Origin of the sequence: Mycobacterium sp. 663a-19 (genome assembly GCF_035616495.1) — a bacterium.
GTDB lineage: Bacteria > Actinomycetota > Actinomycetes > Mycobacteriales > Mycobacteriaceae > Mycobacterium.
Genome location: NZ_JAPJAV010000001.1, coordinates 312,875 through 332,315 on the forward strand (window position 1 = coordinate 312,875; position 19,441 = coordinate 332,315).

A 19,441-nucleotide genomic window follows, 5' to 3' on the forward strand; every position below is an offset into this window, starting at 1 on the left:
GGGCCATGGCCATCAAAGAATCCCGCGAGATCGTCATCGAAGCCAGCCCGGAGGAGATTCTCGACGTCATCGCCGATTTCGAAGCGATGCCCGAATGGTCGGGACCTCACCAGAGCGCGGAAGTGCTCGAGACCGGCGGTGGCGGCCGGCCCAGTCAGGTGAAGATGAAGGTCAAGACGGCGGGCATCACCGACGAACAGGTGGTGGCCTACACCTGGAGCGGCAACGAGGTGAGCTGGACGCTGGTCAGTTCCGCCCAGCAGAAGTCGCAGGACGGCAAGTACATCCTGGTCCCCAAGGGCGACGACCAGACGCTGGTCAAGTTCGAGGTCAGCGTCGACCCGAACGTCCCGCTGCCCGGCTTCGTGCTCAAGCGCGCGGTCAAGGGGACGATGGATGCCGCCACCCAAGAGCTGCGCAAACGGGTGCTCGCGGTCAAGAAATCGCGGTGAGCGACCAGGGGCCGTTGGCCGGGGTCAAGGTCATCGAGCTCGGCGGCATCGGACCGGGACCGCACGCGGGGATGGTGCTCGCCGACCTGGGCGCCGACGTGGTGCGGGTCCGGCGTCCCGGCGGGCTGACGATGCCGGCCGAGGACCGCGACCTGCTGCACCGCGGGAAGCGGATCGTCGACCTCGACGTCAAGGCGCACCCGGCGACGCTGCTGCAGCTGGCCGCGAAGGCCGACGTGCTGCTGGACTGCTTTCGGCCCGGCACCTGCGAACGATTGGGCATCGGGCCCGACGACTGCGCGGCGGTCAACCCGCGCCTGATCTTCGCGCGCATCACCGGCTGGGGACAGGACGGACCGCTGGCCCCGACCGCCGGCCACGACATCAACTACCTGTCGCAGACCGGCGCTCTGTCGGCGCTGGGCTACGCCGACCGGCCGCCGATGCCGCCGCTGAACCTGGTCGCCGACTTCGGCGGCGGCTCGATGCTGGTGCTGCTGGGCATCGCGATCGCGCTGTACGAACGGGAACGTTCGGGCAAGGGCCAGGTCGTCGACGCGGCGATGGTCGACGGCGTCAGCGTCCTGGCCCAGATGATGTGGACGATGAAGTCCACCGGCGCGCTGCGCGACCAGCGCGAATCTTTCCTGCTCGACGGCGGTGCCCCGTTCTACCGCTGTTACGAGACGGCCGACGGCAGGTACATGGCCGTCGGGGCCATCGAGCCGCAGTTCTTCGCGGCATTGCTGAACGGGCTCGGGCTATCGCCCGACGAGGTGCCCGGTCAGCTCGACATCGGGTCATACCCACGGATGCGCGACATCTTCGCGCAACGGTTCGCCAGCCGCACGCGCGACGAGTGGGCCCGGGTCTTCGCCGGCACCGACGCGTGCGTCACACCCGTGTTGACGTGGAGCGAAGCCGCGGCCAACGACCATTTGCGCGCGCGGTCGACGGTGATCACCGCCCACGGCGTCGAACAGGCCGCGCCCGCGCCGCGGTTTTCCCGAACGCCGGCCGGGCCCGTCGGCCCGCCGCCGCCGACCACCACGCCCATCGCCGAAATCGGCTGGTAGCTAAGTATTTACGCCGAACACTGCCCATCCGGCGGCGGTGTTGATAGGTTGATCTTCAGTGGCCGTAAAAGCATCACGGGAATTTGTCGTCGACGCGCCGCCGGAAGTGGTCATGGAGGCGCTGAGAGACGTCGGCGTCCTGTCAGCGTGGTCGCCACTGCACAAACAGGTCGAGGTGATCGACCGTTATCCCGACGGCCAGCCCCGCCACGTCAAGGCCGTCATCAAAATTCTGGGACTCGTCGACAAGGAGATCCTGGAGTATCACTGGGGCCCCGACTGGGTGGTCTATGACGCCAAGGGGACCGCCCAGCAGCACGGCCAGCACGTCGAGTACAACATCAAGCCCGAGGGCCTCGACCAGACGCGGGTGCGTTTCGACATCACCGTCGAACCCGCGGGTCCCATTCCGGGTTTCGTCGTCCGGCGGGCGGCCGAAAACGTCCTCAACGCCTCGGTGAAGGGGCTGACCGATCTGGTCACCGGCGGCCGGGATTCGAGCGCGCCGACGTAGTTGCGATGGCCGTACAAGCGTCGTCCGAAATTGTCATCGACGCGAGCCCGGAGGTCATCATCGACGCGCTCGCCGACATGGACACCGTGCCGTCCTGGTCCGCGGTGCACAAGAAGGCCGAAGTCATCGACACCCATCCCGACGGGCGACCACACCACGTGAAGGTCACGATCCGGGTGATGGGCATCGTCGACACGCAATTCCTCGAGTACCACTGGGGCCCGGACTGGATGGTGTGGGACGCCAAGAAGACCATCCACCAACACGGCCAGCACGGCGAGTACAACCTGACCCGCGAGGGCGACGACAAGACCCGCGTGCGGTTCGGCATCACCGTCGAACCGTCCGCCCCGCTGCCCGAGTTCTTGATCAACCGGGCCCGCAAGAAGATCCTGCATGCCGCGCTGGAGGGGCTTCGGAAGCGAGTTATGGACGGCGGAGGGCGGCCAGCCGTTTGATCGCCTCGTCGAGGGTGTCGTCGCGCTTGCAGAAGGTGAAGCGCACCAGGTGATTCCACAGGTCCGCGTGGGGCGCCGCCGGATCGCAGAACGCCGACATGGGAATGGCGGCCACCCCGACCCTTTCGGGCAGCGCCGCGCAGAACGCGGTGCTGTCATCGTAGCCGAGCGGTCGCGGATCGGCGCACAGGAAGTAACTGCCGCCGCTGTCGTGGACCGCGAAGCCGATCTCGCTCAGGCCCGCCGCCAGCCGGTCGCGCCTGGCCTGCAACGAGCTGCGAACCGCGGCCACCCAGGCGTCTTCGGTGTCCAGCGCCAGGGCCACCGCGGGCTGGAACGGCGCACCGCCGACGTAGCTCAGATATTGTTTGGCGGCACGCACCCCGGCGATGAGTTCGGCTGGGCCACAAGCCCATCCGATCTTCCAGCCGGTGCAGTTGAACATCTTGGCGGCGCTGGAGATGGTGATGGTGCGCTCGGCCATGCCGTCGAACCCGGCCAGGGGTAGGTGGCGGCGGCCGTCGTAGACCAGGTGCTCGTAGACCTCGTCGGTGATCACCAAAAGGTCGGCCGCCACCGCGATCTCGGCGACCGCCGCCAGCTCGGCCTCGCTCAGCACTGCGCCGGTCGGGTTGTGCGGCGAGTTGATGATCAGTGCGCGGGTCCGGGGCGTCACCGCCCGCCGCAGCGCGTCGGTGTCCAGCGCGAAGCCGCGGCCGTCGGGGACCAGCGGCACGGCCAGCCGGTGCGCGCCCGCCATCGCCACCACCGGCGAGTAGGAGTCGTAGAAGGGCTCGATCAGCAGCACGTCGGAGCCCGGCTCGACCAGCCCGAGCACCGCCGCCGCGATGGCCTCGGTGGCGCCGACGGTCACCAGCACCTCGGTGTCGGCGTCGTAGTCGATGCCGAAATGCCGCTTGCGGTGGGCGGCGATGGCTTGGCGCAGCGGCGCGATGCCGATGCCCGGCGGGTACTGGTTGGCGCCGTCGGCGATGGCGTCCTGCGCGGCCTTCAGCATTGCCGGGGGTCCGTCCTCGTCGGGGAAACCCTGACCGAGGTTCACCGCGCCGATCCGCGCGGCCAGCGCCGACATCTCGGCGAACACCGTGGTCGCGTATGGCCGCAGTCGCGACACCGTCATGGCGTTCGAGCTTAAGGCGCTCAGCAGCGTGGCGGTGCGGTGACGTCGAGCGTGAAGTGGTTGCGAAATCCGCCGCGGAAATCGCAACAGCTTCACGCTCGGCGCGACCTCGCCTCTGTGGGGATGACCTCCCAACCAACAGGTTGGCCGGGCGACCCTGTTAGGGTGCTGGTACGGATCCGAACCCCCATTTGTGAAGAGGAAGCCGACATGTCCGAAGAAGCCTTTGTCTACGAGGCCATCCGCACCCCGCGCGGTAAGCAGAAGAACGGATCGTTGAACGAGGTCAAGCCGCTCAGCCTGGTCGTCGGCCTGATCGACGAGCTGCGCAGGCGGTTCCCCGACCTCGACGAGAACCTGATCAGCGACGTCGTGCTGGGCGTCGTGTCGCCGGTCGGAGACCAGGGCGCCGACATCGCCCGGGCCGCGGTGCTGGCCGCCGGGATGCCCGACACCGTCGGCGGCGTGCAGCTCAACCGGTTCTGCGCGTCGGGCCTGGAGGCGGTGAACACCGCCGCGCAAAAGGTGCGGTCCGGCTGGGACGACCTGGTGCTGGCCGGCGGCGTGGAGTCGATGAGTCGGGTGCCGATGGGCTCCGACGGCGGCGCCATGGCGCTCGACCCCGCCACCAACTACGACGTCGGCTTCGTGCCGCAGGGCATCGGCGCCGACCTGATCGCCACCATCGAGGGCTTCTCCCGTGAGGACGTCGACGCCTACGCGTTGCGCAGCCAGCAGAAGGCCGCCGAGGCGTGGTCGGGCGGCTACTTCGCGAAGTCCATCGTTCCGGTCCGCGACCAGAACGGGCTGCTGATCCTCGACCACGACGAGCACATGCGGCCCGACACCACCATGGAGGGTCTGGCCAAGTTGAAGCCCGCCTTCGAGGGCCTCGCGGCGCTGGGCGGCTTCGACGACGTGGCGCTGCAGAAGTACCACTGGGTCGAGCGGATCGACCACGTGCACACCGGCGGCAACAGCTCCGGCATCGTCGACGGCGCCGCGCTGGTGCTCGTCGGCTCCGAGGCGGCCGGCCGGTCGCAGGGCCTGACCCCGCGGGCCCGCATCGTCGCCACCGCCACCACCGGGGCCGAGCCGACCATCATGTTGACCGGACCGACGCCGGCCACCCGCAAGGTGCTGGACCGCGCCGGGTTGACCATCGACGACATCGACCTGTTCGAGCTCAACGAGGCGTTCGCCTCGGTGGTGCTGAAGTTCCAGAAGGACCTGAACATCCCCGACGAGAAGCTCAACGTCAACGGCGGTGCCATCGCGATGGGGCACCCGCTGGGCGCCACCGGCGCGATGATCCTGGGCACCATGGTCGACGAACTGGAGCGCCGCAACGCCCGGCGCGCGCTCATCACGCTGTGCATCGGCGGCGGCATGGGCGTCGCGACGATCATCGAGAGGGTTTAAGCGCATGGCAGACAACACCATTCAGTGGGACAAAGACGCCGACGGCATCGTCACGCTGACCATGGACGACCCGTCCGGGTCGGCAAACGTGATGAACGACTCCTACATCGAGTCGATGGGCAAGGCCGTGGATCGCCTTGTCGCCGAGAAGGATTCGATCACCGGCGTCGTGATCACCAGCGCGAAGAAGACCTTCTTCGCCGGCGGTGACGTCAAGACGATGATCCAGGCGAGGCCCGAGGACGCCGGCGACGTGTTCGACACCGTCGAAACCGTCAAGCGTCAGCTGCGCACGCTGGAGACGCTGGGCAAGCCCGTCGTCGCCGCCATCAACGGCGCGGCGCTCGGCGGTGGGCTTGAGATCGCGCTGGCCTGTCATCACCGCATTGCCGCCGACGTCAAGGGCAGCCAGATCGGCCTGCCCGAGGCGACTTTGGGCCTGCTGCCCGGCGGCGGCGGGGTGACCCGGACGGTGCGGATGTTCGGCATCCAGAACGCGTTCGTGAACATCCTCGCGCAGGGCACGCGGTTCAAGCCGGCCAAGGCCAAGGAGATCGGCCTGATCGACGAGCTGCTGCCGACGGTCGAGGAGCTGGTGCCCGCCGCCAAGGCGTGGATCAAGGCCAACCCGGATGCGCACGAACAGCCCTGGGACAAAAAGGGTTACAAGATGCCCGGCGGCACCCCGGCGTCGCCGGCGCTGGCCGCCATCCTGCCGTCGTTCCCGTCGAATCTGCGTAGGCAGCTCAAGGGTGCGCCGATGCCCGCGCCGCGCGCCATCCTGGCCGCCGCGGTGGAGGGCGCCCAGGTCGACTTCGACACCGCCACGCGCATCGAAAGCCGTTACTTCGCATCGCTGGTCACCGGCCAGGTCGCCAAGAACATGATCCAGGCTTTCTTCTTCGACCTGCAGCACATCAACTCCGGCGGCTCGCGCCCGGAGGGCATCGGTAAGACGCCCATCAAGAAGATCGGTGTGCTGGGCGCCGGAATGATGGGCGCCGGCATCGCCTATGTGTCGGCCAAGGCCGGCTTCGACGTGGTGCTCAAGGACGTGAGCGTGGAAGCCGCCGCCAAGGGCAAGGGCTACTCCGAGAAGCTGGAGGCCAAGGCGCTGGAGCGGGGCCGCACCACCGAGGAGAAGTCCAAGGCGCTGCTGGACCGCATCACCCCGACCGCCGACGCCGCCGACTTCAAGGGCGTCGACTTCGTGATCGAGGCAGTCTTCGAGAACCAGGAACTCAAGCACAAGGTGTTCCAGGAAATCGAGGACATCGTCGAGCCCAACGCGCTGCTGGGGTCCAACACCTCCACCCTGCCGATCACCGGCCTGGCGACCGGCGTCAAGCGGCAGGAGGACTTCATCGGAATCCACTTCTTCTCGCCGGTGGACAAGATGCCGCTGGTCGAAATCATCAAGGGCGAGAAGACATCCGACGAGGCGCTGGCCCGAGTGTTCGACTACACCCTGGCCATCGGCAAGACCCCGATCGTCGTCAACGACAGCCGCGGCTTCTTCACCTCCCGCGTCATCGGCACCTTCGTCAACGAGGCGCTGGCGATGCTCGGCGAGGGTGTGGAGCCGGCCAGCATCGAGCAGGCCGGTTCGCAGGCCGGATACCCGGCGCCGCCGCTGCAGCTCTCCGACGAGCTCAACCTGGAGCTGATGCACAAGATCGCCGTCGCCACCCGCAAGGGTGTCGAGGACGCCGGCGGCACCTACGAGCCGCACCCGGCCGAGGCCGTCGTCCAGAAGATGATCGAGATCGGCCGGCCTTCGCGATTGAAGGGCGCCGGGTTCTACGAATACGTCGACGGCAAACGCACCCGGCTGTGGCCCGGGCTGCGGGAGACGTTCAAGTCCGGTTCGTCGCGGCCGCCGCTGCAGGACATGATCGACCGGATGCTGTTCGCCGAGGCGCTGGAAACGCAGAAGTGCCTCGACGAGGGCGTGCTGACGTCGACGGCCGACGCCAACATCGGCTCGATCATGGGCATCGGCTTCCCGCCGTGGACCGGCGGCAGCGCGCAGTTCATCGTCGGCTACTCCGGCCCGGCGGGTACGGGCAAGGACGCCTTCGTCGCCCGGGCCCGCGAGTTGGCCGCCAAGTACGGCGACCGCTTCCTGCCGCCCGCGTCTTTGACGTAGGCTCGCGAGCAGACGCAAAAGCCCCCGAAACCGCGCGTTTCGGGGGCTTTTTGCGTCTGCTCGCCCGTTAGGCGCGGCGCTGAAAGAGGTAGTAGCGCGTCGGCGTCTGCTCGTGGTCCAGCTCGCGCTCCTGGCCGGCGGACAACGGCGTCCAGGACGGGGTGAATCGCCGTTCCATCTCGGCGGGGTCGACCCCCCGCACGCCGAACCTTCCACCGGGAAGGAACGCGACGACCAACAGCCGCGCGTCGGGCGCGGCCACGGCGCTGACCTCGCGGACGTAGGCGCCGCGATCGGCGTCGCTCATGTTGTGCAGGCAGCCGTTGTCCACGATCAAGCCGAAGCCCGGGCCGATGCCCTCCTGGCTCAGCTGCGTGACGTCGGCTTGGACGAAGTCGACCGAAGCGCCGGCGGCGCCAGCCTTGGCGCGCGCCTTGTCGAGCGCCTTCGCGACGAAGTCCACCGCCGTGACGCGCCATCCGTGTTGCGCGAGGTAGATCGAGGTGTCTCCGGTGCCGCAACCGAGTTCCAGCGCCGACCCCGCGGGCAGCGCGGGCGCGTCAGTGGTTCCCTCGACCAGATCCCGCAGGCTCTGCGCGATCGGATGACCGTCCCACGGCGTGAAGCCGATGCGGTAGAAGATTCGAAACAGGGTGTGCTTGGAAGCCATACCTCAACCGTATGCCTACCCGGGGCTAACAGGCCGCGGCGATCCGGCGCCATTGCTCGCGCGGGAATTCGGTGGGGTCGGCCGTCAGGACCTGGACGCAGACGTGGTCGGCGCCGGCCTCGCGATGCTCGGCGACCCTGCGCATGGTGGCCTCTTCGTCGCCCCACGCGATGATCGCGTCGAAGAGCCGATCGCTGACTTGTGCCAGGTCGTCTTCGGAAAACCCGCTGCGCAGCAGGTTGTTGGCGTAGTTCGGCAGTGCCAAGTACGCACGGAGCCAGTCGGTCCCGATGCGGCGCGCCTCGTCGGCGCTCTCGGTCAGGATCACGGTCTGCTCCGGCAGCAGCAACGGACCCTCACCCAAAGTCGCACGGGCAGAAGCGGTGTGGCCGGGAGTGACGAGGTAGGGGTGCGCACCGCGGGCCCGCGCCGCGGACAACGCCAGCATCTTCGGGCCGAGCGCGGCGAGCACCCGCGCTGCCGCGGGCACCGGTCGCGGCGCGGCATCCAGCCCGTCCAGGAACGACGCCGTCGCCGCCAGCGGCTTGCGGTAGCGCCCCGGCCGGTCGGCGTCGATCAGCGGCGCGTGGCTGACGCCGATCCCCAGCAGGAAGCGGTCGCCGTGCTCGGCGGTCAGCGCGGCATAGGATTCGGCGACGTCCCCGGGCGAGTGCATCCACAGGTTCAGGATTCCGGTCGCGATCACCGCGCGTTTGGTCGCGGCGAGCAGGCGACCCACCGCGTCGAACACCGGCCCGCCCACGTCGGGAATCCACAGCGCCGTAAAGCCCAGCTCGTCCAATTCCGCTGCTGCGTCGGCGGATTCGGCCGGGTCGCCGTAGCGTAGTTGGCTGCTCCATACACCGACACCGGTAAGCTCCATCAGTCACCTTTCCTCTCGAACGCCCGCCGCACCGTAGTCTTTGTACTGCATCGAGTCGTAGAGCCGCACGCCCTTGGTGTTCAATCGTGCGAGTGGCATGGTGAGCCCGGCGGGCAGCAGCGAGACCAGTTGGACGCCGCGGGTCAACGCCCACACCCCGGCCGCGGAGGTTGGTATCAGGCTCTTGGCCACGGTGCGCGCGAACGCGCGGCTCCGTCGCACCGCATCCGTCATCTCCCGTTCGTATGCCGCGAAGGCCCGCGCGTGGTCTCCGTTCGCCTGCGCCAGTTCGCCGGCCAGCACGTAGGCGCCCAGGACGGCGATGCTGGTGCTGCCGCCGACCGCTGGCCCCGGGCAGTAGCCGGCGTCGCCGACCAGCGTGACCCGCCCGCGCGACCACGTATCCAGCTGCAACTGGGTGATCGAGTCGAAGTAGAACGTCCGCGTCCGGTCGAGCTCGTCGAGCCAGCCGTCCACCGTCGCATGCATCCCGACGAATGCCGCGCGGAGTAATTCCTTTTGCCGCAGGGAATCTCGGTAGTGATACTCGAGTTCCTCTCTACTGCGGAACATGAACAATATGCGCGCATCGTCCAGTGGTTGCGCGGTGTAGATTCCGGCGAGCCGGCCGGCGCCAACGTGGACGACCATCTCTTTCTCGCGCGCAAGCGTTTTCGGCGCCGACAACACCGCCAGGTATCCGCCGAGGAACTGCGTCTTTCCGGCGTCCTCGCCGAAGACCAGCCGCCGCACGTTCGAGTGCAGCCCGTCGGCGCCGACCACGACGTCGTACCTGCGTGGCGCCGCGCGTTCGAACGTCACCTCGCCGTCGGGGGAGATGGCGGTGATCGAGTCGCCGAACAGGTACTCGACCCGGTCGCGGCCGGCGTCGTAGTACGCCTCGCTGAGATCGTCGCGCATGATCTCGACGTGACGGTCCGATGCGGCGCCCACGATCTTGGTCAGATCGATGCGGATCGGGCGTTTGCCCGCGCGATGCATCGTGAGCTCGTCGGTCCCGGTGGCCAGCGCCTCGATTCTCGGCAGCACGCCCATCGTTTCCGAGATCTCCATGGCCGGCCGGAACAGGTCGACGGCGTGACCCCCGCTCTTCCGCAACGCGGGTGCGCGCTCGACGATGGTGGCTTCGAACCCGTACCGGGTGAGCCAGTACGCCAGCACCGGACCCGAGATGCTAGCCCCGGAGATCAGAATCCGCACGACGAGCCTCCCTCGCTCTCGAGTCAGGCTAGCCGTTGCGCGCGTGCCCGGTGCGCGCCAGAGGGTTAGAGTCCCTTGCTATGCGCTTCGGTCTCTTCATTCCGCAAGGCTGGCGAATGGATCTGGTCGGCATCGAGCCCGAAAAGCACTGGGCGGTGATGCGCGACCTGGCCACCTACGCCGACGGCAGCGGGTGGGACTCGCTGTGGGTGTACGACCACTTCCACACCGTGCCGTTGCCAACGGGCGAAGCCACCCACGAGGCGTGGACGCTGATGGCGGCCTACGCGGCGACCACGTCGCGGATCAAGCTCGGCCAGATGTGCACGGCGATGAGCTACCGCAACCCGGTCTATCTGGCCAAGGTGGCGGCGACCGCCGACATGATCTCCGGCGGCCGGATCCAGATGGGCATCGGCGGCGGCTGGTACGAACACGAATGGCGCGCTTACGGTTACGGCTTTCCGTCGGCCGGTGTCCGGTTGGGCCGGCTGGACGAAGGCGTGCAAATCATGCGCGATGCTTGGCGCGACGGCAAGGTCAGCTTCGATGGCAAGCACTACCAGGTCGATGGTGCGATCGTGGCCCCGAAGCCATTGCAGACCAATGGAATTCCACTGTGGGATCGCCGGTGGCGGTGAGAAGGTGACGTTGCGCATCGCCGCGAAATACGCGCAGTACACCAACTTCACACCCGAGCCCGCGGCGTTCGCCCACAAGTCGGAGGTGCTGGCGCAGCATTGCCGCGAGGTGGGCACCGACTTCGACGCCATCGTGCGCTCGGCCAACTTCACCGCGCTCGTCGGGACGTCGGATGCCGACGTCAAAGACCGGCTGCAGCGGGTGCGCGACCGCATGGTCGACTACGTGCCCGAGTCGGTGGCGGACGCGATGATCGCCGGTGGCGCCGGCCCGGATTCGGCGACCGGCACACCGGAGCAGGTGATCGAACGGATCGCGAAGGTCCGCGACCTCGGGTGCGAGTACGCGATCTGCTACTTCCCCGAGGCCGCATACGACCGTTCGGGCATCGAGCTGTTCGAACGCGAAGTGATCCCCGCGCTCGGCTAGACGTCGGTGGTGACGTAGCGCGTCTTGACCGGCGGCACCGCCAGCAGCGGCGGCAGTTCGGTCAGTTTTCCTTCGCCGGCGCGAAACCTGCGGTAGGCCTCGTCGTGCTGGACCGAGTCCCAGAGCTCATAGACGAGCCAGTGCGCTTCGTCGTCCTCGTCGACGAGCACGTCGGTCTTGAGGTTCCCGTCGAACGCGCGGGTGTCGCGCAGCGCCCGGCCCATGACGTCGCGCGCCGCGGCTACCGATTCGGGCTTGAATTTGAGTTCGAGTATCACGGTGACCGGCATAGTCATCTCCTCGTTGCGGCGTCGATTACAAGATAGCCCCACGAGTCACACCAGCACCGTGTGGAGACCACCACATGATCTGCGAAAGCGATGGCGCGGGCGATATCAGTTCCACCATGATGGTTCTGCCGTCGCTGACCAGCGTCTTAACGTCTACGTTCACACCGCGGGTCACCTTGAGCTGGGCCGCGAGCTCGGACTTGATGGCGTCCACGCCGCGGCGCACTCCCTGGGACCGTCGACCCGCACCGACTGCGTCATCGAAAAACTGCCCAGTACATCGGGCTCGGGTTTGCCTGAGCAGCAAGGAACTTGCGATTCGCCGACGGTGATTTATGTTTCAGGCCGATCGGCCCGAAGGGTGCGGCGTATGTCTTTCATGAGCAACATGAGGTGAAGGTCGTCGGTGGGACTGGGCTCGAACTCGGGTACGAGATGAATGTAGAACCCGCGGGCCTCGGTGGATTCGGCATGCACGAGCAGGCCTCGACAGCCAATGTCATCAGAGAGTGCGGTGAGCCGAGCGAAGACGTCTTGGAGCAGTCCGACTCCCAGTCCCGCGCGCTCATGCTCGATGTCCACGCCGAGTCGAGCCAGCAGTGCCACCGGTTGGGGATAGCGGCCGGCGCCCTTGCGCGCCCGGCTGGGAAGCGCCTCCGCGTGGAGCTGGGCCATGCACCAGGCGTAGTAAGCAACGACGCGGCGGCTGCGGTGCTCCGTGACGCCGAAGACTCGCGTGGTGCCGGTCGCAGCTGACTGCCGAGCGTACCGGCGTAGCCATTGGGTCTGCTCCGCTGAGCGACACCGGAATCGAGTCAGGTCGTGATGGTCGGCGAGCAGTTCAGGTGGCCGGTATGTCCTCAATCGCTGAACGGCGAGGGCCGTTGCATCAGCCGGCGCAGCCCTGGCAGGTCGCGCGCGCGTCGCGCGTTGACGTCGTCCCACTGTTTAAGAGCGGTGGGATCAAGGTGGAACTGGTCTCGGTCGGCGAGTATTCGACGAGCCGCTTCGGCTGCGTGAGTGATGACGAAGTCAGTCAGATCGGTTCCGCTGACGCTCACGGCGCGGTCAATCAACTCGCGCTCTTCTGCCGTTGTGCGCAAGTCCATACGCCGATTCCTGCGGCGAAACTTGGTATCCACGGCTCACCTCCTAGAGCGTACGTCCAGTGTACGGCCACCGCCCACTCGTGGCGAATAATCGCCCGTACGGTGCGCTGGACTCACGCGACCAATTCCCGGCTGAACAGTGGGGCTTGTCGGGTCGTCTTGGCGACCGAACGAAACTGACTATTTTCGAAGGCCCGCAACGGGGTCGCCTATTGGTCGCCGGAGGTCACGGCAATGAGAATGCAATTTCCACTTTTAGGCAATGCTGTTGTACCTTTCAGTGAGCGCATTATTCTGTTGGCGGACTGCGAATGATCACAGGAGGATCCCTCGGATGCAGAAGGCACTCGCCCCCGACATCTCCACCTGGCCCGACGAGAGCCCGCACCTAATCGGCAGCCGATGCAGCGGCTGCGGTGCCACCACCTTTCCCGTGCAGCAGTGGTGCCCGCGCTGCAGCGGCGGCGAGATGACCGAGTTGTTGTTGCCGCGCCGCGGAACCCTGGTGGCGTGGACGACCCAGGGTTTCCCGCCCGGAGCCCCCTACGCCGGGCCGACCGGCGAGGATTTCGTCCCGTTCGGCGTGGGCCTGGTGCAGCTCGGCGACGTCATCCGGGTCGAGGGCCGGCTGACCGAAAACGACCCGGCGAAACTGCAGTTCGGCCAAGACGTCGAACTCACCATGGTGCCGTTGACCACCGATGCCGACGGCAACGAAGTCATGACGTTCGCCTTCCAGCCGGTCTAAGGAGGACATCGCGATGACTAACGATGTGGCCATCATCGGCGTTGGCCTGCATCCCTTCGGCAGGTTCGAGAAGACCGCAATGGAGATGGGCGCCGAGGCCATCAAATCCGCGCTGACCGACGCCGGTGTCGAGTGGAAAGACATCCAGTTCGGCTTCGGCGGCAGCCACGAGGTGTCCAACCCGGACGCGGTGACCCGGCTCGTCGGGCTGACCGGCATCACGTTCACCAACGTGTTCAACGCCTGCGCGACGGCGGCCAGCGCCATTCAGCAGACCGCCGACACCATTCGGCTGGGCAAGTACGACCTCGGCATCGCCATCGGCTTGGACAAGCACCCGCGCGGCGCGTTCACCGACGACCCCGCGAAACTGGCGCTGCCGCAGTGGTATGCGCAGAACGGGCAGTTCGTCACCACCAAGTTCTTCGGCATGAAGGCCAACAAGTACATCCACGACCACCATATCTCCCAGTCCACGCTGGCCAAGGTGGCCGCCAAGAACTTCCGCAACGGCGCGTTGAACCCGAATGCGTTCCGCCGCAAGGCGATTCCCGAGGAGGAGATCCTCAACTCGACGGTGCTGAACTACCCGTTGACGCAGTACATGTTCTGCGCGCCCGACGAGGGCGCCGCCGCGGTGATCATGTGCCGCGCCGACATGGCGCACAAGTTCACCGACAAGCCGGTGTATGTGCGGGCCTGCGAGATCCGCACCCGCCGCTACGGCGCCTACGAGGTGCACGCCACTTCGGCGCCGCTCGACGAGGACTCCTCGCCGACGGTGTATGCGGCCAAGGCCGCCTACGAGGCGGCCGGCATCGGGCCCGAGGACGTCGACGTCGCGCAGCTGCAGGACACCGATGCCGGCGCCGAGGTGATCCACATGGCCGAGACGGGCCTGTGCGCCGACGGCGAGCAAGAGAAGCTGGTGGCCGACGGGGCCACCGAGATCCACGGCTCGATGCCCGTCAACACCGACGGCGGGCTGATCGCCAACGGCGAGCCGATCGGCGCGTCGGGCCTGCGGCAGATGCACGAGCTGGTGCGCCAGCTGCGTGGCGAGGCGGGCGAGCGGCAGGTGCCCGGCAACCCGCGCGTCGGGCTGGCTCAGGTGTACGGCGCGCCCGGCACCGCGTCGGCGACCATCCTGTCGCTCTAGTTCCCTCGCGAGCAGACGTAAAAGCCCCCGAAACCATGGGTTTTCGGGGGCTTTTACGTCTGCTCGGCCGTGCACGGCCGAGCGTCTGTCCCCAGGTCGGACGTAGCTGACTACCGCTACGCTGCCCCCCACAGCATGGTTGCCGGCTATGGACATCGAACGGGTGCTGGCGTCGAGGGGAGGGCTGGCGACCACCGCTGAACTGCTGACCGTGATCACCCGCAAACAGCTCGCCGGATTCATCAAGGCGGGCAGACTAATTCGGGTTTGCCATGGGGTCTACGGAGTACGTCGGCCGGACCTGTTGGGCAAGCTGGGCGGGCTGGATCTTTTGGCCGGTCAACCGATTGTGGCCTGCATGGGCACCGCCGCGGCGTTGTACGGCTTCGACACCGAGGCCACATCACGAGTGCACATCCTCGACCCAGGCGTCCGGATGCGCCCGTCCTCGAGTCTCATGGTGCATCAACGAATCGGCGCCCCACTGCGGCGCGTTGAAGGACGCCTTGCGACGGCACCCGCATGGACGGCCATAGAAGTCGCAAGGACGCTGCGGCGACCGCGCGCCTTGGCGGCTCTCGATGCCGCCCTGCACCTCGGCGCTTGTACGACAGGCGAATTGCAGGCGACGATCCGCGAACACAGGGGCCGCCGAGGCGTCGTCAACGTTCGGGAATTGATCGGCTACGCCAACGGCCTCGCCGAGTCGCCGATGGAGAGCGAGGCGCGGCTGGTGTTCATCGACCACCGGCTGCCCATGCCCGAGCTGCAATACAGCATTGTTGACAACTACGGAAAGGTCTGGCGCGTCGACTTTGCCTGGCCGGATGCGATGCTTGCCGCCGAATATGACAGCATCGAGTGGCACCTGGGTCCAAAGGCCCTGCTGCATGACAGGCAGAAAACTGCCCGACTTCAGGAATGCGGCTGGACCAGCATTCCGATGACTGTCGACGACATACGGCACGACCCAGTTGGTCTGGTAGACCGTATCAATACCCACCTGTTGAGTGGCGCGAGCAGACGCAAAAGCCCCCGAAACCATGGGTTTTCGGGGGCTTTTACGTCTGCTCGCGGTCAAATGGCCGGGCCGAGCAGGTCGTCGGCGTCGCGGATGATGTAGCCATACCCCTGCTCGGCCAAGAAGCGCTGCCGGTGTGCGGCGTACTCGGCGTCCAGGCTGTCGCGGGCCACCACCGAATAGAAGATGGCGCCACCGCCGTCGTGCTTGGGCCGCAACAGTCGGCCCAGCCGCTGGGCCTCCTCCTGGCGTGAGCCGAAGGTCCCCGAAACCTGCACCGCCACAGAGGCTTCCGGCAGGTCGATGGAGAAGTTGGCAACCTTCGACACCACCAGCGTGGGCACCTCGCCGCGGCGGAAGGCGTCGAACAGCTCCTCGCGCTCCCTGGTTCGGGTGGACCCCTGGATCACCGGGGCATTCAGCTCGGCGCCCAGCTCGTCGAGCTGATCGAGGTAGGCGCCGATCACCAGGGTCTGCTCGTCGGGGTGTTTCTCCAGAATCGACTTCACCACAGCGATTTTGGTGTGCACCGTCGAGCACAGCCGGTACCGCTCCTCGGGCTCGGCGGTCGCGTACATCATTCGTTCGTTGTCGGTCATGGTCACCCGGACCTCGACGCACTCCGCCGGCGCGATCCAGCCCTGCGCCTCGATGTCCTTCCACGGCGCGTCGTAGCGCTTCGGCCCGATCAGGGAGAACACGTCGCCCTCGCGGCCGTCCTCGCGGATCAACGTGGCCGTCAGGCCCAGCCGCCGCTTGGACTGCAGATCGGCGGTCATCCGGAACACCGGCGCCGGCAACAGGTGCACCTCGTCGTAGATGATCAGCCCCCAGTCGCGGCTGTCGAAGAGCTCCAGATGCCGGTACTCGCCCTTGGTGCGGCGGGTGATCATCTGGTAGGTCGAGATGGTGACGGGCCGGATTTCCTTGCGTTCCCCGGAGTATTCGCCGATCTCGTCCTCGGTCAGCGAGGTGCGCGCGACCAGCTCACGCTTCCATTGCCGGGCGGCGACGATGTTGGTGACCAGGATGAGCGTCGTCGCGCCGGCCTTCGCCATCGCGGCCGCGCCGACCAGCGTCTTGCCGGCGCCGCAGGGAAGCACCACCACCCCCGAGCCGCCGGACCAGAACGAGTCCGCGGCCATCTGCTGGTAGTCACGCAGGTGCCAGCCGTCCTGCTGCAGGCTGATCGGGTGCGCCTCGCCGTCGACGTAGCCGGCGAGATCCTCTGCGGGCCAACCGATCTTGAGCAGCATCTGCTTGACCCGGCCACGCTCGCTGGCGTGGACGACGACGGTGTCGTCATCGATGCGGGCGCCGAGCATCGGCGCGATCTTCTTGTTGCGCAGCACTTCCTCGAGCACCGCACGGTCCAGGCTGACCAGCGTGAGGCCATGGGCCGGATTCTTGACCAACTGCAGGCGGCCGTAGCGGGCCATGGTGTCGACGATGTCGACCAGCAGCGGCTGCGGCACCGCGTAGCGGGAGAAGCTGACCAGCGCGTCGACGACCTGTTCGGCGTCGTGGCCGGCCGCGCGGGCGTTCCACAGCGCCAACGGTGTGATGCGGTAGGTGTGCACGTGCTCGGGCGCGCGTTCCAGCTCGGCGAACGGCGCGATGGCGGCGCGTGCGGCGCCGGCCAGCTCGTGGTCCACCTCGAGCAGCACCGTCTTGTCGGACTGCACGATCAACGGTCCGTCGGTCATTTGATCCATTATCCGGACTCGGCCGACACCACCGACGTGATGCGGTGGACGGCGAAGTCCCGCAGCCGCCCGGACGCCGAGTCGAACGCCACCAGCTGCCCGCCCCTTACCGTGATCGGAGACACCACCCGCTGGGTGGCCACGCCCGCGGCGTCGAGGTAGCCGATCACCAACGTGTCCTGATCCCTGGCCGCGCGCTGCAACAGCGACATGGTGACCGCGGGGTCGACGCGAACATTCCCGAACGGCGCCGCGGTCACCTTACGCAGCACCGAGACGACCGCGTTCAGCGTCTCGGCGCTGGGCCGCGGCGGTGGGCGGTAGGGGCGACGCTGCTGGGGGGCGGGCACCCGGGCGCCGCGAGGCCGCACGTCGACGATGGCACCCGAGGAGTCCTCGGCCGCCGGGGCGAAGCCCGCGGCCCGCAGCGCGACGAGCACCTCGGCGATCGGCGCGGGCGACACGGCCACCGTCGGGGCCAGGGCACGCAGCTGCAGGTCCGCGGCGGCCGCCACCGCCTGGGCGAGCAGGGCCGGGTCCTCGCAGCGCACGAACGACGCGGCCATCCCGATCCGGAGTTGCCCGTGCCGGCGCGCGACGTCGTCGATGAGGTATGTGAGCCCTTGCGGCACCGAGGTTTTCGAGTGACCGGCGAAAAACGCGTGCATCCAGTCGCGGGTCTTGCCGATGTCGAGCGCATGCCGGATCGACTGCTCGCTGATGCGGTACACCATCGCCGCGCCGGCCGATTCCACGGTGGCGACCGCGGCCAGATCCTCGGCGAGATCGCGCTGCAGCGGCCCCGGCACGACGACGGTCAGGTCGGCCTGCACGAAAAAGTGGTCGATCGGTTTGGGCAGCGCCCGCGTCATCGCGTCGATGGCGACGTCGGGCTCGTCGAGCAGCGCACGACCGGGGGTGCTGATCGCCCCGCGACCCACCAGGCCCAGCGCGTGGCCCTCGGTCAGCAAGTCCGCTATCGGCCCGGGCTGCAGCCGCCTCGCCCAGCGCGGCCGGCGCCAGATCAACGCCGCCGACGCCGACGCCGCGTCCACGCCGGCACCGTGGGGCAGCTCGGAGAGCATGCCCAGCAGCAGCCGGCGATCCAGCGGGGCGGCCGTCGAGTACAGCGAATCCGTAAGGGCGCCATAGGGTTTGCCGTCCGGGCCGCGGGTGCCGATCAGGGCCGGACGCCCGGGCAGGTCAAGCCAGGTGATGGCCAGCAGGTGCCAGCGCTCGGCGGTCGACAACGCGGCGAACCGGTCGGCGGCCACCGTGGGCGCCCAATACGGCCCGTCGCCGCTGGCCGGGTCCGGATCGGGCATCCCGCTCGCGATCAACCCGGCCGCGGCCGCGACCTCCAGGATCAGCCCCAGCCGCGACTCGTCGACGCCGGTCGTCTTGGCCAGCCGTTTGACCTCCCGTACTCCCAGTCCGCCGCTGCGCAGCTCGGGAACCGGTGTGGCGCCGAGGCTTTCGAGCAGCACGTCGAGTTCGCGCAGCAGGTCGATGATGGCTCCGGCCGCCGCCGCGTCGGCGTCCTGGGGTGTGGTGGTGGACACCACCGGGTCGGGTTGCGTCAGTTGCATGGGGCCCGGTTGTTCGCCGCGCAGCACCTGCCCGACGTGGCGGGGCAGGATCACCGTCTCGGCATCGATCCGTCGCAGCAGCCCCTTCGCCAGCAGCTGCGGCACCGGTCGATCCGCCGGGGCGCCGGGCGCGGCGTCTCGGGTGCGCCCCATCGGGGACCCCTCGAGCAGTTTGTGCAGCACGTCGAGCTCCGCCTTGTCGAGCCCGTCGATGAGCTCGGCGATCTGCTCGCGGGTGCGCGACGTGTCCTCGAGGGTGACCTGCCCCGGCTGCCACGGCAACGCGGTGCCGGCGTCCGCGGCCACCCGGACCGCGGACTCGCCCCAGACCAGCGCGCGCTGCCTGAGATCGTCCAGCGCGCGCAGCACGTCGGCCTCGGGCGCGCGGTCGCCGATCAGCGCCAGCAGCTTCGCGGTCGGCACCGGCGCGGTGTCGGCCTGCAGCACCAGCAGGGCGTCGAGCGCGGCCAGCCGCAGGAAGTCGAGCTCGTCCGTGGCGGCCTTGACCGACTGCCGGGCCACGGCGCGCGCCGCCAGCGCCGCGATGCTGCCGGGCGGCGGCTGGGCAAGGTCCGGCCGCAGTTCCAGCAGCCGGATCAGCCGCTCGTCGGGCAAGTCGGCCAGCCAGGACCCCAGCGGGATGTCCGGGGTGTTGTCGGTCATTGCTGACCAGCGTAAAGCAGCGCGCGCGGCCCGAGGTCACGGCGAGGACGCCGGAATTCGGCACGCGCGGCCTAGCATCGGGCGGCACCTGTCAGAATG

19 protein-coding genes and 1 pseudogene are annotated in these 19,441 nt (G+C 68.0%); 11 read left to right on the plus strand and 9 right to left on the minus strand.

Annotated features, from left to right (window positions below; translation table 11 throughout):
• Window positions 1-5: 5 nt before the first annotated feature.
• Genes OQ968_RS01585 through OQ968_RS01600 form a run of 4 tightly spaced genes read left to right on the plus strand, consistent with a single transcriptional unit; the run spans window position 6 to window position 2,500 of the window.
• Window positions 6-452 (plus strand): SRPBCC family protein, encoded by a 447-nt coding sequence (locus OQ968_RS01585; protein ID WP_324673974.1) that lies wholly within the window; start codon window positions 6-8, stop codon window positions 450-452.
• Window positions 449-1,528: a CaiB/BaiF CoA-transferase family protein gene (locus OQ968_RS01590; protein WP_324673976.1), complete on the plus strand. Its 1,080-nt coding sequence runs from the start codon at window positions 449-451 to the stop codon at window positions 1,526-1,528. Before OQ968_RS01585 ends, OQ968_RS01590 begins: the two co-directional genes overlap by 4 nt.
• Window positions 1,529-1,586: 58 nt before the next feature.
• Window positions 1,587-2,042 carry an SRPBCC family protein gene (locus tag OQ968_RS01595; RefSeq protein WP_324673978.1) on the plus strand — a complete coding sequence of 152 codons (456 nt, stop codon included), beginning with the start codon at window positions 1,587-1,589 and terminating at the stop codon, window positions 2,040-2,042.
• Between the two features lie 5 nt (window positions 2,043-2,047).
• On the plus strand, window positions 2,048-2,500 hold the full coding sequence (locus tag OQ968_RS01600; protein WP_324673980.1) for an SRPBCC family protein: 453 nt from the start codon (window positions 2,048-2,050) through the stop codon (window positions 2,498-2,500).
• Here OQ968_RS01600 and OQ968_RS01605 read toward each other — a convergent pair.
• Window positions 2,469-3,641, minus strand: coding sequence for a pyridoxal phosphate-dependent aminotransferase (locus tag OQ968_RS01605; RefSeq protein WP_324673982.1), 1,173 nt, complete (start codon window positions 3,639-3,641; stop codon window positions 2,469-2,471). The two genes, OQ968_RS01600 and OQ968_RS01605, sit on opposite strands and share 32 nt — an antisense overlap.
• 210 nt (window positions 3,642-3,851) lie before the next feature.
• Here OQ968_RS01605 and OQ968_RS01610 point away from each other — a divergent pair, with 210 nt between their 5' ends.
• Window positions 3,852-5,063 (plus strand): acetyl-CoA C-acetyltransferase, encoded by a 1,212-nt coding sequence (locus OQ968_RS01610; RefSeq protein WP_324673984.1) that lies wholly within the window; start codon window positions 3,852-3,854, stop codon window positions 5,061-5,063.
• Window positions 5,064-5,067: 4 nt separating this feature from the next.
• Entirely contained in the window at window positions 5,068-7,212 is a 2,145-nt protein-coding gene (locus OQ968_RS01615; protein ID WP_324673986.1) for a 3-hydroxyacyl-CoA dehydrogenase NAD-binding domain-containing protein, read from the plus strand.
• Window positions 7,213-7,279: 67 nt separating this feature from the next.
• Here OQ968_RS01615 and OQ968_RS01620 read toward each other — a convergent pair whose 3' ends face one another.
• From OQ968_RS01620 to OQ968_RS01630, 3 genes are read right to left on the minus strand one after another with little or no spacing between them, the layout of a single operon-like run.
• Window positions 7,280-7,882, minus strand: coding sequence for a class I SAM-dependent methyltransferase (locus tag OQ968_RS01620; RefSeq protein WP_324673988.1), 603 nt, complete (start codon window positions 7,880-7,882; stop codon window positions 7,280-7,282).
• Window positions 7,883-7,907: 25 nt separating this feature from the next.
• Window positions 7,908-8,765 carry an LLM class F420-dependent oxidoreductase gene (locus OQ968_RS01625; protein WP_324673990.1) on the minus strand — a complete coding sequence of 286 codons (858 nt, stop codon included), beginning with the start codon at window positions 8,763-8,765 and terminating at the stop codon, window positions 7,908-7,910.
• A gap of 3 nt (window positions 8,766-8,768) precedes the next feature.
• Window positions 8,769-9,986, minus strand: a complete 1,218-nt coding sequence (locus OQ968_RS01630; RefSeq protein ID WP_324673992.1) for an FAD-dependent monooxygenase — start codon at window positions 9,984-9,986, stop codon at window positions 8,769-8,771.
• Between the two features lie 80 nt (window positions 9,987-10,066).
• Between OQ968_RS01630 and OQ968_RS01635 the strand changes: the two are divergent.
• Window positions 10,067-11,057, plus strand: a pseudogene (locus OQ968_RS01635) (LLM class F420-dependent oxidoreductase).
• On the opposite strand, the gene OQ968_RS01640 reads toward OQ968_RS01635, so the two are convergent.
• A complete protein-coding gene (locus OQ968_RS01640) occupies window positions 11,054-11,347 on the minus strand; it encodes a putative quinol monooxygenase (protein WP_324673994.1) in 294 nt (97 codons plus the stop codon). The pseudogene OQ968_RS01635 and the gene OQ968_RS01640 overlap by 4 nt on opposite strands.
• A gap of 25 nt (window positions 11,348-11,372) precedes the next feature.
• Window positions 11,373-11,561 (minus strand): hypothetical protein, encoded by a 189-nt coding sequence (locus tag OQ968_RS01645; RefSeq protein ID WP_324673996.1) that lies wholly within the window; start codon window positions 11,559-11,561, stop codon window positions 11,373-11,375.
• 98 nt (window positions 11,562-11,659) lie between these two features.
• On the opposite strand from OQ968_RS01645, the gene OQ968_RS01650 reads away from it, so the two are divergent.
• Window positions 11,660-12,103 (plus strand): hypothetical protein, encoded by a 444-nt coding sequence (locus OQ968_RS01650; protein ID WP_324673998.1) that lies wholly within the window; start codon window positions 11,660-11,662, stop codon window positions 12,101-12,103.
• 104 nt (window positions 12,104-12,207) lie between these two features.
• On the opposite strand, the gene OQ968_RS01655 is transcribed toward OQ968_RS01650, so the two are convergent.
• Window positions 12,208-12,489 (minus strand): DUF1778 domain-containing protein, encoded by a 282-nt coding sequence (locus OQ968_RS01655; protein ID WP_324674000.1) that lies wholly within the window; start codon window positions 12,487-12,489, stop codon window positions 12,208-12,210.
• A gap of 301 nt (window positions 12,490-12,790) precedes the next feature.
• Between OQ968_RS01655 and OQ968_RS01660 the strand changes: the two genes are divergently transcribed.
• The 3 genes from OQ968_RS01660 to OQ968_RS01670 all read left to right on the plus strand — a co-directional run bounded on the left by OQ968_RS01660 (window position 12,791) and on the right by OQ968_RS01670 (window position 15,486).
• Window positions 12,791-13,204: a Zn-ribbon domain-containing OB-fold protein gene (locus tag OQ968_RS01660; RefSeq protein ID WP_324674002.1), complete on the plus strand. Its 414-nt coding sequence runs from the start codon at window positions 12,791-12,793 to the stop codon at window positions 13,202-13,204.
• Window positions 13,205-13,217: 13 nt separating this feature from the next.
• On the plus strand, window positions 13,218-14,363 hold the full coding sequence (locus OQ968_RS01665; RefSeq protein ID WP_324674003.1) for a thiolase family protein: 1,146 nt from the start codon (window positions 13,218-13,220) through the stop codon (window positions 14,361-14,363).
• Between the two features lie 148 nt (window positions 14,364-14,511).
• On the plus strand, window positions 14,512-15,486 hold the full coding sequence (locus OQ968_RS01670; protein ID WP_324674005.1) for a type IV toxin-antitoxin system AbiEi family antitoxin domain-containing protein: 975 nt from the start codon (window positions 14,512-14,514) through the stop codon (window positions 15,484-15,486).
• Here the strand turns inward: OQ968_RS01670 and OQ968_RS01675 are convergent.
• Window positions 15,441-17,090, minus strand: coding sequence for a DNA repair helicase XPB (locus tag OQ968_RS01675; protein WP_324674007.1), 1,650 nt, complete (start codon window positions 17,088-17,090; stop codon window positions 15,441-15,443). The two genes, OQ968_RS01670 and OQ968_RS01675, sit on opposite strands and share 46 nt — an antisense overlap.
• 8 nt (window positions 17,091-17,098) lie before the next feature.
• Window positions 17,099-19,342: a helicase-associated domain-containing protein gene (locus OQ968_RS01680; RefSeq protein ID WP_324674009.1), complete on the minus strand. Its 2,244-nt coding sequence runs from the start codon at window positions 19,340-19,342 to the stop codon at window positions 17,099-17,101.
• Window positions 19,343-19,441: the final 99 nt, after the last annotated feature.